Annotated in this window: 13 protein-coding genes; 5 read left to right on the top strand and 8 right to left on the bottom strand. The window is 65.6% G+C overall.

The genetic code is table 11. The annotated features are described in order from the left end of the window. Positions 1–117: 117 nt before the first annotated feature. The 5 genes from phnD to phnX are packed head-to-tail and all read left to right on the top strand — an operon-like array spanning position 118 to position 4,631. A complete protein-coding gene (gene phnD, locus FB597_RS04125) occupies positions 118–984 on the top strand; it encodes a phosphonate ABC transporter substrate-binding protein (RefSeq protein ID WP_144768232.1) in 867 nt (288 codons plus the stop codon). Continuing rightward, a complete protein-coding gene (gene phnC / locus FB597_RS04120) occupies positions 981–1,781 on the top strand; it encodes a phosphonate ABC transporter ATP-binding protein (protein WP_144768230.1) in 801 nt (266 codons plus the stop codon). Before phnD ends, phnC begins: the two co-directional genes overlap by 4 nt. After that, positions 1,781–2,632: a phosphonate ABC transporter, permease protein PhnE gene (phnE, locus tag FB597_RS04115; protein WP_144768228.1), complete on the top strand. Its 852-nt coding sequence runs from the start codon at positions 1,781–1,783 to the stop codon at positions 2,630–2,632. Before phnC ends, phnE begins: the two co-directional genes overlap by 1 nt. Positions 2,633–2,680: 48 nt before the next feature. Further along, entirely contained in the window at positions 2,681–3,766 is a 1,086-nt protein-coding gene (gene psrA, locus FB597_RS04110) for an iron-containing alcohol dehydrogenase PsrA (protein WP_144768226.1), read from the top strand. A 37-nt stretch (positions 3,767–3,803) separates the two neighbouring features. Beyond that, positions 3,804–4,631, top strand: a complete 828-nt coding sequence (gene phnX / locus FB597_RS04105; RefSeq protein ID WP_144768224.1) for a phosphonoacetaldehyde hydrolase — start codon at positions 3,804–3,806, stop codon at positions 4,629–4,631. A 34-nt stretch (positions 4,632–4,665) separates the two neighbouring features. On the opposite strand, the gene FB597_RS04100 is transcribed toward phnX, so the two are convergent. The 8 genes from FB597_RS04100 to urtA all read right to left on the bottom strand — a co-directional run bounded on the left by FB597_RS04100 (position 4,666) and on the right by urtA (position 12,725). Continuing rightward, positions 4,666–4,962, bottom strand: a complete 297-nt coding sequence (locus tag FB597_RS04100) for an FmdB family zinc ribbon protein (protein ID WP_141916639.1) — start codon at positions 4,960–4,962, stop codon at positions 4,666–4,668. 85 nt (positions 4,963–5,047) lie between these two features. Further along, positions 5,048–6,226 (bottom strand): formamidase, encoded by a 1,179-nt coding sequence (fmdA, locus tag FB597_RS04095; protein WP_141916636.1) that lies wholly within the window; start codon positions 6,224–6,226, stop codon positions 5,048–5,050. 246 nt (positions 6,227–6,472) lie between these two features. After that, positions 6,473–7,504: an aliphatic amidase gene (locus FB597_RS04090; protein ID WP_144768223.1), complete on the bottom strand. Its 1,032-nt coding sequence runs from the start codon at positions 7,502–7,504 to the stop codon at positions 6,473–6,475. Between the two features lie 77 nt (positions 7,505–7,581). Continuing rightward, on the bottom strand, positions 7,582–8,271 hold the full coding sequence (urtE, locus tag FB597_RS04085) for an urea ABC transporter ATP-binding subunit UrtE (protein WP_144768221.1): 690 nt from the start codon (positions 8,269–8,271) through the stop codon (positions 7,582–7,584). A gap of 17 nt (positions 8,272–8,288) precedes the next feature. After that, complete coding sequence (gene urtD / locus FB597_RS04080; RefSeq protein WP_144768219.1) at positions 8,289–9,056, bottom strand: urea ABC transporter ATP-binding protein UrtD; 768 nt, start codon at positions 9,054–9,056, stop codon at positions 8,289–8,291. Next, entirely contained in the window at positions 9,053–10,240 is a 1,188-nt protein-coding gene (gene urtC, locus FB597_RS04075) for an urea ABC transporter permease subunit UrtC (RefSeq protein ID WP_144768217.1), read from the bottom strand. Before urtC ends, urtD begins: the two co-directional genes overlap by 4 nt. Before the next feature lie 43 nt (positions 10,241–10,283). Next, the gene (urtB, locus tag FB597_RS04070; protein WP_141916624.1) at positions 10,284–11,201 is read right to left on the bottom strand and encodes an urea ABC transporter permease subunit UrtB; all 918 of its coding nucleotides are present in this window, start codon (positions 11,199–11,201) and stop codon (positions 10,284–10,286) included. Positions 11,202–11,468: 267 nt separating this feature from the next. Beyond that, positions 11,469–12,725, bottom strand: coding sequence for an urea ABC transporter substrate-binding protein (gene urtA, locus FB597_RS04065; protein WP_141916621.1), 1,257 nt, complete (start codon positions 12,723–12,725; stop codon positions 11,469–11,471). Between the last annotated feature and the right edge of the window lie 234 nt (positions 12,726–12,959).

Raw genomic sequence — 12,959 nt, 5'->3', positions numbered from 1 at the left:
CGTCACAAAGCCTCTTTAATCTTTGCCCTGTTCGGACCGAATCCCTCTGTCATCCCCGCATGCCTGCCGCCGCCCGGGCAGCGCCTGCCGACCGCGCCACAAGATTAAGGATAGAACATGAAACGACGCTCCCTCTTCGCCCTCTGCCTGTGCGCCCTGACCGCATCGCTGCTGAGCCAGCCGGTACTGGCGGTACAGCCGCTGACCGTGGGCCTGATCCCGGCCGAAGACTCGCAAGCCATGCTGGAAAACAGCAAGGCCGTCATCGACAGCCTGCAAAAGCAGCTCGGCATGCCGGTCAAGCCCTTCATTGCCACCGACTACAACGGCATCATCGAAGCGCTGCGCGCCAGGAAGCTCGACGTCGCCTACCTCGGCCCGTTCTCCTACGTGCTGGCCAGTTCGGTCGCCAATGTCGAGGCCTTCGCCGTGGCCGAAACCAAGAAGAGCGGCAAGAGCGCCTACAAGAGCCTGATCATCAGCCGCAGGGACAGCGGCATCCAGAACCTGGAGCAACTCAAAGGCCGCACCATGGCCTTCGTCGATCCGTCGTCCGCCTCCGGCCACCTGTTCCCCAGCGCCGGCCTGCAAAAGCTCAACATCGATCCCAACAAGTACTTCTCGCGGGTGATCTTCTCCGGCTCGCATGACGCCAGCATCCTGGCGGTAGCCAACAGGAAGGTCGACGCCGCCGCGGTGGCCGACCGCATCCTGGCCTCCGCCGTTGCCAAGGGCGTGGTGCAGCAGTCCGACCTGAACGTGGTGTGGACCTCGCCCGACATTCCCGAGTCGCCGATGGTCTGGCGACGCGACCTCGACCCGGCGCTCAAGCAAAAGATCGCCGCCGCCTTCGCCAACATCAAGGATGTGCAATGGGGCGACCAGGGCATGCTCAACGGCTTCGTGCCCACCAGCGACGCCGCCTACAACGTCGTGCGCGACACCGCCAAGATCCTCAATCTCGACCTCAAGGCAATGAAATGATCAGGATCCGTTCGCTCACCAAGCAATACGGCAGCAATGCCGTACTGCGCGGCATCGACCTCGATGTCGCCGCCGGCGAGTTCCTGGTGGTGCTGGGCCCTTCGGGCGCCGGCAAGTCGACCCTGCTGCGCTGTATCAACGGCCTGGTCGCACCGACTTCCGGCGAACTGGTGGCGGCCGGATACGACGCCACCGAAGCGCGCAACGTACGCCGCCTGCGCCGCAACGTGGCCATGATCTTCCAGCACCACAACGTGGTGCCGCGCCTGTCGGTGCTCAAAAACGTGCTGACCGGCCGCCTCGGCCAGGTGTCCTCGCTGGCCTCCATCCTGCAGCTGTTCTCGCGGCAGGATGTGGCGCTGGCGATGGATTGCCTGCGCCGGGTCGAACTCGACCACAAGGCGCATGAGCGCACCGACGCCCTCTCCGGCGGCCAGCGCCAGCGGGTGGGCATCGCGCGCGCCCTGGCGCAGCGGCCGCAGGTGATCCTGGCCGACGAGCCGGTCGCCAGCCTCGACCCCAAGACCTCGCGCCTGGTGCTGCAATACCTGCGCGCGGCCTGCCGCGAACTGGGCATCACCGTGGTGTGCAACCTGCACCAGGTCGACTACGCCCGCGAATTCGGCGACCGCATCGTCGGCCTGGCCGGCGGCAAGCTGGTGTTCGACGGCCGCGGCGACGAGCTGCGCGAGTCGCACCTCAACCTGATCTACGCCGGCCTGGAGCAGTTGCAGGGCACGGAACCCGGCGCCGCCCACCCGCCGGCGCCGGAACTGGCCTTGCAAGGAGCCCTGTGATGAATACGCCCATGCAATCCGCCCAGGCGCGCGGCAGCTACCACGACTACATCTGGACCGGCCCGCGCCCGCTGAACCTGCGTTCCTGGCTGCTGTGCGTAGCGGCTGTCGCGCTGGCCGCCCTGGTGCTGGCCTGGAGCGCGCAAGGCACGCAACTCTCCTGGGGCGAACTGGCCAGCGGCCTGCCGCAGATCGGAGACTTCCTCAGCCGCTCCTTCCCGCCCAACTGGAGCATCCTCGGCAACCTGCTCAACCCGGCCATCGAAACCGTGCAGATCGCGCTGTGGGGCACGCTGCTGGGCGTGCTGGGCGCCATCCCGGTGTCCTTCCTCGCCGCCCGCAACCTGAACCGCAACCGTGTCGTGTACCAGGGCGTGCGCCAGCTGCTCAACGTCACGCGCAGCATCAACGAACTGATCCTGGCGCTGGTGTTCGTCTCGGCGGTGGGCCTGGGGCCCTTCCCCGGCGTGCTGGCATTGGCGCTGCATGGCGTGGGCATGGTCGGCAAGTTCTTCGCCGAAAGCATCGAGGAGATCGACGACGGCCCGCTGGAAGCGCTGCGCGCCACCGGCGCCCGCCCGCTGCAGGTGATCGCATTCGGCGTGCTGCCGCAGGTCATCACGGCCTGGATCGCCACCGTGCTGTACCGCTTCGAGGTCAACCTGCGCCAGGCCACCGTACTGGGCATGGTCGGCGCCGGCGGCCTGGGCTTCGAACTGGTCAACAGCCTGAAACTGTTCAAGTACCAGGACACCGCCACCTGCATCGTCGTGGTGACGCTGATGGTGGTGGCCGCCGACACGATCTCCAGCCGCCTGCGCCAACTGATCCAGGACGGCCGCGTCCACTGATCCCTCCCATCCGAGAACCCGAACGACAAGCCCCCGAACGACAATCTTATGTGGACCTATCACAACCCGGTATCCATCCACGCCGGCAGCGGCAGCCTGGCGCAATTGCCGGCGCTGCTGGCCGGCCGCCGCGCCCTGCTGGTGACCTTCCCGGAGGCCGCCGCGCTGGGCCTGGAGCAATCCATCGCCAATCTGCTCGGCGCGCAACTGGCCGGCACCGAAAATGCCGTGCGACCCAACCCCGACGTCAGCTGGCTGTCGGCCATGCATGAGCGCGTCTGGTCGGAACATGCCGAGGCCCAGTGCGTGGTCGCCTTCGGCGGCGGCAGCGTCATCGACTGCGCCAAGGCCATGCTGGCGTCCACCCCGTCGGGCCGCTTCGACGAATTGCTGGCGCACCTGCGCGACGGCACGCCGCTGGCCGCGGGCCGCGCCAAGGCGCTGATCGCCATCCCCACCACCGCCGGCACCGGCAGCGAGGTCACGCCCTGGGCCACCCTCTGGGATGCCGCCGCCGGCAGCAAATATTCGCTGCACCGCGACTGGACCTGGCCCGAAGCCGCCATCATCGATCCCAAGCTGATGCTGAGCCTGCCGCCCGGCGCCACCCTGGCCAGCGGCCTGGATGCGCTATCGCACGCGCTGGAGGCGATCTGGAACGTCAACCGCAATCCGGTCTCCTCCAGCCTGGCCGCGGCCGCCGCGCGCGCCATCGTCGCCACGCTGCCGCTGCTCATGCGCAAGCCCGCCGACCTGGCCCTGCGCGAACGCATGGCCATCGCCGCGCTGCAGGCCGGGCTGGCCTTCTCCAATACCAAGACCGCGCTGGCGCACTCGCTGTCCTACGACATCACGCTGCACCACGGCATCGCGCACGGCATCGCCTGTTCGTTTTCGCTGCCGCACGTGATGCGCCTGGCCTTCGGCCGCGACGCCCAGGTCGATACCCTGCTGCTGCAGATCTTCGGCGCCGCCGACCGCGACGGCGCCGTGGCCCGCCTGTCAGGCTTGCTGGAAAACCTGGGCGTGTCGACCGACCCCGCCCACTACGGCATCGCCGATGCCTGGGACACGCTGGTGCAGCGTGCCCTGCAAGGCCCGCGCGGACGCAACTTCATCGCCGCCGTCCACTGAAACATACACATACAGATTCATCAATAAAGGAGTCCCCATGCCCACCGCAAACAAAGCCGCCATCGCCCTCGAAGCCGTCATCTTCGACTGGGCCGGCACCCTGGTCGACTTCGGCTCGCTGGCGCCGACCCAGATCTTCGTCGACGCCTTCAAGAGCTTCGACATCGACATCACGCTGCAACAGGCGCGCGGCCCGATGGGCCTGTCCAAGTGGCAGCACATCCGCACGCTATTGGACGACGCCGATATCGCCGGCCAATGGCAGCGCTACACCGGCCATGCTCCAAGCGACAAGGATGTCGACGCCATCTACGCGCGCTTCATGCCGATGCAGATCGCCAAGGTTGGGGAATATTCGCAGCCCATCAACGGCGCCGCGCAGATGCTGGCCTGGCTGCGCGGACGCGGCCTGAAGGTCGGCTCCTGCTCGGGCTATCCGCGCGAAGTGCTCAATGTGCTGCTGCCGCTGGCCGCCAGGGAAGGCATTGCGCCCGACCACGTGGTCGCCGGCGACGAACTGCCAGCCGGCGGCCGCCCCGGCCCCTACATGGCGCTAGCCAATGTGCTGGCGCTGAAGATCGGCGACGTGGCCGGCTGCATCAAGGTCGACGACACCGTGCCCGGCATCGAGGAAGGCATCCGCGCCGGCATGTGGAGCGTGGGGGTGTCGCTGTCGGGCAATGAGGTCGGCTATACCCAACGGCAACTGGCCGGGCTTGAACCTGCCGAGGTGATGGCGCTCAAGGCGCAGGCAGAACAAAAGCTGCGCGCGGCCGGCGCCCATTACGTGATCGATTCGGTGGCGGATTTGCCGGAAGTCGTCGCGCAAATCGAGGCCCGCCTGAAAACGGGCGAGCGCCCTTGACGCAAGCCGGGGCCCGACGCCGCTCCCGCCGCCTTCAGGTCGCGCAGATGCTGCAGCTATGCCCCTTGCAGTTATGCAGCACGCTGCTGCGCGCCGCTCCCGCATGCGCGCCCGGGCCGGCGGCGCCCTGTCCGGCCAGTTGCTCGGCCCCGTTGCGCGGGCGCCAGCGCTCCTTCACCTGCAAGCCGACCCGCCCGCCCGTGAGCATGGGCGCGGCAGCGGTCTCCTGCTGGCAATAAGGGCAAGCCACCTCGCCATGCAGCGCCTGCATACTGAGGAATTTCTCGAAAATGCCCGCGCAGTGGCGGCAACGGATGTCGTATAAGGGCATATCTGACTCCCCCACAAAATGAAGTTCGGATTCGATTCCGCGCGGCTGCGATGGGATCGCGGCCGCGCGGCCACTCTTTTTTGAACTAGCGCGTTCGTCCCCAGTACGACTTGTCGTTGAGCATGCCCTTGGGCGTGATGTCCTGGTCGAAGATGGACGTCGGCAAGGCCACCGTGCAGGCGCAGTTCGGGATATCGACGATGCCGCCGATGCGCCCTTCCACCGGCGCCGCCGTCAGCAACATGTAGGCCTGGCTGCCGCTGTAGCCGAAGTGGGTCAGGTAGTCGATCGCCTTCAGGCAAGCCTGGCGATAGGCCACCGTGGCGTCCAGGTAGTAGTTGACGCCGTTCTCGACGCTGATGCCCTCGAAGGTCAGCCATTGCTCGTAGTGCGGCTTGACGATGCTGGGCATGAAGATCGGCGAGGTGATGTTGTACTTGGCCATGCCGCCCTTGATCAGGTCGAAGCCGACGTGGCTCACGCCATCCATTTCGATGGCGCCGCAAAAGCCGATCTCGCCGTCGCCCTGCGAAAAGTGCAGGTCGCCCATCGAGAAGCCGGCGCCCTTCACGTACACCGGGAAGAAGATGCGCGTGCCGGCCGACAGGTCCTTGATGTCGGTATTGCCGCCATGCTCGCGCGGCGGCACGGTGCGCGCCGCGACCTTGGCCATCTCGTCGAACTTGGCGCCGGAGAGGCCGCGCAGCACCGCGGTGCTCGGATCAGGCGGCTTGGCCAGGCCCTTGGCCGCCAGCGGCGCCTCGCGGCGGTTCCATTCGGCCAGCAAGTCATGCGACGGCAGGCAGCCCATCAGGCCCGGATGGGTCAGGCCGGCGATGCGCACGCCGGGAATGTGGCGCGAGGTGGCGTACAGACCTTTCAGGTCCCAGATCGCCTTGTCGGCCTCGGGAAAGTAGTCGGCCAGGAAGCCGCCGCCGTTTTCCTTGGCGAACACGCCGGAAAACCCGACCGGCGTCACCGGCTTGATGTCCAGCAGGTCGATCACCAGCAGGTCGCCCGGCTCGGCGCCTTCGACGTGGAACGGGCCGGTCAGCGGGTGCGCGCGCGTGAGGTCGACATTCTTGACGTCGGAGACATCGTCGGTGTCCTTGATCTGGGCGTCGAGGAAGTCCAGCGACTCGATCAGTATCGACTCGCCCGGCTTGACCGACGCCAGGAACGGCAGGTCGGGATGCCAGCGGTTGTGGCCCAGTTCCGGCTGCTCTGCCAGCGGCACGCCGGGCTTGATCTTGAAGTGTTGCATGCGATCTCCTTGGTGGTAAGTAGGTTCGTGGGTTGCTGTGCGCAGAAAAGCACCTGGGCCGGCACCGTCCCTTCGCCGTGGTTCTCCCTGCTTTTTCTCCTCCCGTTCGGGCTGAGTAGCCGCAACGCGGCGTATCGAAGACGCTCCGGATATTGGCGGACGGTATGTGCGCCTTCGATACGCCCCTTCAGGTCTACCCAGTCCGAACGGAATTCCGGATTCCGGCAATGGAATGCTGTTGCGCGCTCATCCCGCCGGCTCGGCCGGGATTCCCGGCACCGGGCATTCCGGCGTGCCGGCGGTCGTGCGCGTGATGGCCTCGACCTGGTTGCGCGCGCCTTGCGGGTCGGTGACCCAGGTCTTGTAGAAATCGAAGGGGCAATCGGCCACGCCGGCCGGCGATTCGCCGGAGTTGATCTTGCCGGTGTAGCCGCGGTGCAGCAGCTTGAACAGGTGGTTCTGCGACTGCCAGTTGCGGCGCGCGTCGCGGATCGCGCCCACCGACAGCTCGGCATACTGGATGCCCATCTCCTCGGTGCCGCATTCGCCCAGCGTGCGGCCGTCGAAGCCGACGATGGCCGAGTGGCCGAAGTAGGAATACACGCCGTCGAAGCCGGCCGCGTTGGCCACGGCGACATAGACGTTATTCATCCACGCCATGGCCTTGGCCACCAGCACCTGCTGCTCCTTGGCCGGGTACATATAGCCCTGGCAGCGCACGATCAGTTCGGCCCCCTTCATGGCGCAGTCGCGCCAGATCTCCGGGTAGTTGCCGTCGTCGCAGATGATCAGGCTGATCTTCAGGCCCTTAGGCCCCTCGCACACATAGGTCGTGTCGCCCGGATACCAGCCCTCGATCGGCGTCCACGGCATGATCTTGCGGTACTTCTGCACGATCTCGCCCTGGTCGTTGATCAGCACCAGCGTGTTGTACGGCGCCTTGCGCGGATGCTCCTCGTGGCGCTCGCCGGTCAGCGAGAACACGCCCCACACGCCGGCGATGCGGCAAGCCTCGGAAAAGATGCGGGTCTCGTCGCCCGGCACGGTGGCGGCGGTCTCGTACATCTCCGCCTCGTCGTACATGATCCCGTGGGTCGAGTATTCGGGAAACACCACCAGGTCCAGCCCCGGCAGGCCCTGCTTCATGCCGACCAGCATGGCGGCGATCTTGCGGGCGTTGTCCAGCACTTCGCTGCGGTTGTGCAGGCGCGGCATCTTGTAATTGACCACTGCCACGCCGACGGCATCCTTGCTGCTCGATATGTCTCCATGCCTCATGGCTTCACTCCTTTGCGAAAACTGCGGTGAAAAATCGGCTTAAAAAATCAGTTCAAGAATCGGCTTAAAGAACCGGCTTACACCGACAGGTACTTGCTGATGGTCGGCGCATCGACGTGGTCGCGCGCATCCTCGTAGACGAAGCGCCCCTTGTCGATCACCAGGAAACGGTCGGCGATCTCCAGCGTGAAGCTGAGCACCTGCTCCGACACGATGATGGTCAGCGCGCGGATCTTGCGGATCTCCTTGAGGCTGCGCGCGATGTCCTTGATGATGGACGGCTGGATGCCCTCGGTCGGCTCGTCCAGCAGCAGCACGCGCGGATTGGTCGCCAGCGCGCGAGCGATCGCCAGCTGCTGCTGTTGCCCGCCCGAGAGGTTGCCGCCCTTGCGGCCGCGCATGTCGTAGAGCACCGGGAACAGCGCGTACAGCTCGTCGGGCACCTTGCCGCGCGCGGCCGGGCCGAGGCCGGTCTGGATGTTTTCCAGCACCGTCATGCCGGGGAAGATCATGCGCCCCTGCGGCACGTAGGCCACGCCGCGCGCCACGCGCTGGTGGCTTTCCATGCCGCCCAGCTCGACGCCGTCGATGCTGATGCTGCCGCCGCGCAGCGGCAAGATGCCCATCAGGGTCTTGAACAGCGTGGTCTTGCCCATGCCGTTGCGGCCCATGATGGCGATGATTTCTTCCTTGGCCACCGACAGGTTGATGTCGTGGATGACCGCGCTCTGGCCATAGCCGGAGGCGAGTTGCGAGACGTTGAACATGGCTGGCTCCGGATGGTTTAGTGGCCGAGATAGACGTCGATCACCCTGGGGTCGGACTGCACCTTGTCCATGCTACCCTCGGCCAGGATCTTCCCCTGGTGCAGCACGGTGACCTTGTGCGCGATGCTCTTGACGAAGTCCATGTCGTGTTCGATCACCACCACCGAGCGCCCCTGGCTGATGCGCCCCAGCAGCTGCGCGGTCTGCTCGCGCTCGGAAACGCTCATGCCGGCCACCGGCTCGTCCAGCATCAGCAGTTCCGGTTCCTGCATCAGCAGCATGCCGATCTCCAGCCACTGCTTCTGCCCGTGCGAGAGCAGGTCGGCCTGGGTATGCAGTTGCCGCTCCAGGAAGATCTCGGCGGCCACCGCCTCCACCCGCGCCACCACATCCGGCGAACGCTTGAAGGTCAGCGCGCCCAACACCTTGCGGCCGCGCGGGAAGGACATCTCCAGGTTCTCGAACACGGAAAGGTTCTCGTAGATCGACGGCGTCTGGAACTTGCGCCCGACGCCGGCGCGCACGATGGCGTGCTCGCTCATCTTGGTAAGTTCGTGGTTGTTGAAGCGGATGCTGCCCGAGGTGGCGCGCGTCTTGCCGCAGATCAGGTCCAGCACGGTAGTCTTGCCGGCGCCGTTGGGGCCAATCACCACCCGCACCTCGTTGCGCTGCACGTACAGGTTCAGCTTGTCGACCGCCTTGAAGCCGTCGAAGGAAACGGTGAGGTCTTCGATCGCCAATACCGGGTGGGCATCCGATTCGAATCCGATGGGTGCATCGCTCATTTGCTGGCCTCCAGGGTGGCGACGGGCTCGATGCCGTCGCGGGTAGTCTCGGCCACGGCGGCCCTGGGCTTGGCCGGTTCCGGCGCGGCCGCCGGCTTGCCGCGCAGGCGCGCCAGCAGCCGCTTGCCCTGGGTCTGGTACAGGCCGGCCAGGCCGTTAGGAAAGTACATGACCACCGCGATGAACAGGCCGCCCATCAGGAACAGCCAGAGCTCGGGGAAGGTCTCGGAGAAATAGGTCTTGCCGAAATTCACCAGCAGCGTGCCGTACACCGCACCCAGCAATGACATGCGCCCGCCCACCGCGGCGTAGATCACCATCTCGATCGAGGGCACGATGCCCACGAACGAAGGCGACATGAAGCCCACCTGCAGCGTGAACATGGCGCCGCCGATGGCCGAGAACATGGCCGCGGCGCAAAACACGAAGATCTTGAAGCTGGCCACGTCGTAGCCGGAGAAGCGCACCCGTTCTTCCTTGTCGCGCATCGCCACCAGCAGGCGGCCGAGCTTGGAAGACAGGATGTAACGGCCGGCCAGGATGCAGGCGAACAGCAGCCCGGCATTGACGAAGTACAGGATCAGCCTGGCGCTGTCGGTACGGATGTCCCAGCCCATGAGCGTCTTCAGGTCGGTGATGCCGTTGACACCGCCGGTCAGGCCCTGCTGGCCGATGATCAGGATCGACAGGATGGCGGCGATGGCCTGCGTGACGATGGAGAAATACACGTCGCCCACGCGCCGCTTGAACATCGCCAGGCCGATCAGGAAGGCCAGCAGCGTCGGCGCCGCCAGCACCGCCAGCACGGTGAAGCCGAAGCTGTGGAAGGGTTGCCACATGGCCGGCAGTTCGGTCAGCTGGTTCCAGTCCATGAAGTCGGGAATGCCCGGGGTCGACTGGATCTTGGTGCTGATGGGGTCGGATGCTTCCAGCTTCAGGAACATCGCCATGCAATAGCCGCCGACGCCGAAGAACACGCCCTGCCCCAGGCTCAGGATGCCGCCGTAACCCCAGCACAGCACCAGCCCCACCGCCACGAAGGCGTAGGACAGGTACTTGCCGACCAGGTTGAGGCGGAACATGTCCAGCGCCAGCGGGAACACCGCCAGCAGCAAGACCGCCATCGCCAGGAGCCCGATCAGGCCTGACTTGCCGCCCAATAATTTTTCATACGCTGCATTCATGGTCGAACCTCGCGGTGGATAAGTCGGGAAAAGGCCGCCGGCATCATTTGCGCACCTTGGACGAGAACAGGCCCTGCGGACGCAGCATCAGGATCAGGATCACCGCCGACAGCGTCAGCACCTTGGCCATCGAACCGGTCAGGAAGAACTCGGCGGTGGACTGGGTCTGGGCAATCGAGAACGCCGACGCGATGGTGCCGACCAAACTCTGCGCGCCGCCGAACACCACCACCAGGAAGGTGTCGACGATGTACAGCGAGCCGCTGGTGGGGCCGGTCGAACCGATCGTGGTGAACGCCGCCCCGGCCACCCCGGCCACGCCGCAGCCGAGCGCGAAGGTGGTGCGGTCGACCTTGCGGGTATTGATGCCCACCGCGCCGCTCATGACCCGGTTCTGCATCGTGGCGCGCACCTGCAAGCCCCAGCGCGAACGGAACAGCAGCACGAAGATGGCGCCGGTGAGCAGCACCGTCAGCCCCATCATGAACAGGCCGTTGATCGGGATGTCGATCGAGTCGGTCGGCTTGAACGAACCCAGCAGCCAGTCCGGCAAGGTGGCGCTGACTTCCTTGGCGCCGAAGATGGAGCGGAAGGTCTGCTGCATCGCCAGCGACAGGCCCCAGGTCGCCAGCAACGTGTCCAGCGGGCGCTTGTAGAGGCGGCTGATCAGCAACAGTTCGGTGAGATAGCCCACGCCGTAGGCCACCGCGAAGGACAGCGCCACCGCGCCAAAAAAGTAGAACGGCTGCAGGCTGGGCGCGTAGGTGGTGGTCAGGTGCGACAGCAGGTAGGTGATGTAGGCGCCGATGGTCAGGAACTCGCCATGCGCCATGTTGATCACGCCCATCTGCCCGAAGATGATGGCCAGGCCCAGCGCCATCAGCAGCAGGACGCAAAATACCGAGAGGCCATTGAAGCCCTGCATGGCGAGGATGGCGCCGAATTCGGATAGAGAAACCATGATTGACTCCCGCCTTGGGAAACGATTTACAGGGGCGGCAGCGCCCGCATGTCACAACAGGCGCCGCCGCTTTGCTGCTCGGAGGCCGGATCAGCTCCGGCCGTGAAGCCTGATAGCCGGTCACGCAATCGACTGATCGCCGTTCGGACTGGGCAGGCCCGCAGGGCCGTATCGAAGGCGCGCCGTTCATCGCCTTCGATACGCGGCTGCGCCGCTACTCAGTCCGAACGGGGAAAGCCCGATCGCGGGACCATGCACGACCAGCGCTTACTGGTAACCCTTGGGGAAAGGATTGGGCTCGATCAGATCGGACTCGTAGACGACCTTGAACTGGCCATCCTTCTGCGCCTGGCCGATGCGGGTCTTGCTCCACAGGTGATGGTTCTCGTGGACCTTGACGTAGCCTTCCGGCGCGGTCTTGAGTTCGATGCCGGGCGAAGCCGCGACCACCTTGTCGACATCGAAGCTGCCGGCCTTCTCGACCGCCGCCTTCCACAGCCAGGGGCCGAGGTAGGCGGCCTGGGTGACGTCGCCGATCACCGAGTTGGCGCCGAACTTGGCCTTGAACTCGGCCACGAATTTCTTGTTGTTGGCGTTGTCCAGGCTCTGGAAATACTTCATCGAGGCGAAGAAGCCTTCGACGTTCTCGCCGCCGATGCCCAGCATTTCATCCTCGGTCACCGAGATGGTCAGCAGGTTCTGGGTCTTGGCGGTGACGCCGGCCGCCTTGAGCTGCTTGTAGAAGGCCACGTTGCTGCCGCCGACCACGTCGGCGAAGATGACGTCGGGCTTTTTCAGCTTGATCTTGTTGATCAGCGAACCGAACTGGGTATTGCCCAGCGGGTAGTACTCCTCGCCCACCACCGAGCCCTTGAGCACGTTTTCGATGTGCTTGCGCGCGATCTTGTTGGAGGTGCGCGGCCAGATGTAGTCCGAGCCGACCAGGAAGAAGGTCTTGGCCTTCTTTTCCTTGGCCACCCAGTTCAGCCCGGCCAGCACCTGCTGCGTCGCCTCCTGCCCGGTATAGAACACGTTCTTGGACTGTTCCAGGCCTTCATAGAAGGTCGGGTAGTACAGCAGGCCGTTGTCCTTCTCGAACACCGGCAGCACGGCCTTGCGCGAGGCCGAGGTCCAGCAGCCGAACACGGCCGCGACGCGGTCGTTCTCCAGCAGCTTCTTGGCTTTCTCGGCGAAGGTCGGCCAGTCGCTGGCGCCGTCTTCCTGGATGATCTTGATCTTGCGGCCGAGGATGCCGCCCATGGCGTTAATCTGGTCGATCGCCAGGCGCTCGGCCTGGATCGAACCGGTTTCGCTGATGGCCATGGTGCCGGTGGCCGAGTGCAGCTGGCCGACGGTGACTTCGGTGTCGGTGATGGCCAATTTGGTGGTGTTGACCTTGGCGGTCGGGAACTGCTGCGCCGAAGCCAGGCCCGGCAGCGCGGCGGCAGCCGCACCGGCGGCCAGTCCCGCCAGGATCTTGCGGCGTTGGGGCGAAGGCGGTCTGGAAGAGGAACGGTGCGACATGCGGTACTCCTTTCGAGGCTTTGTTGGATGTTGTAGAAGCGATCGTGGCCTTGCCAGGCCGGCGCCGGAACGGGCCGGTCGAAACGAATGCGGACGGCGCCGCGGCCTGGATGCGGGCATGCGAGCTGTTCCCCCGCTGCGCCCGCCGGCACTGCGCTGTCCGTCGTTCTGGGACGAAGAATAGGGTTGGCGATGCAGCGCAACAATACGTTGTTCGACGTAACGGCCGGACGC

Origin of the sequence: Herbaspirillum sp. SJZ099 (assembly GCF_007828355.1) — a bacterium.
Taxonomy (GTDB): Bacteria; Pseudomonadota; Gammaproteobacteria; order Burkholderiales; family Burkholderiaceae_D; genus Herbaspirillum.
Note: the sequence above shows the minus strand (reverse complement) of the source record. Positions and strands in the feature narration are given on the sequence as shown.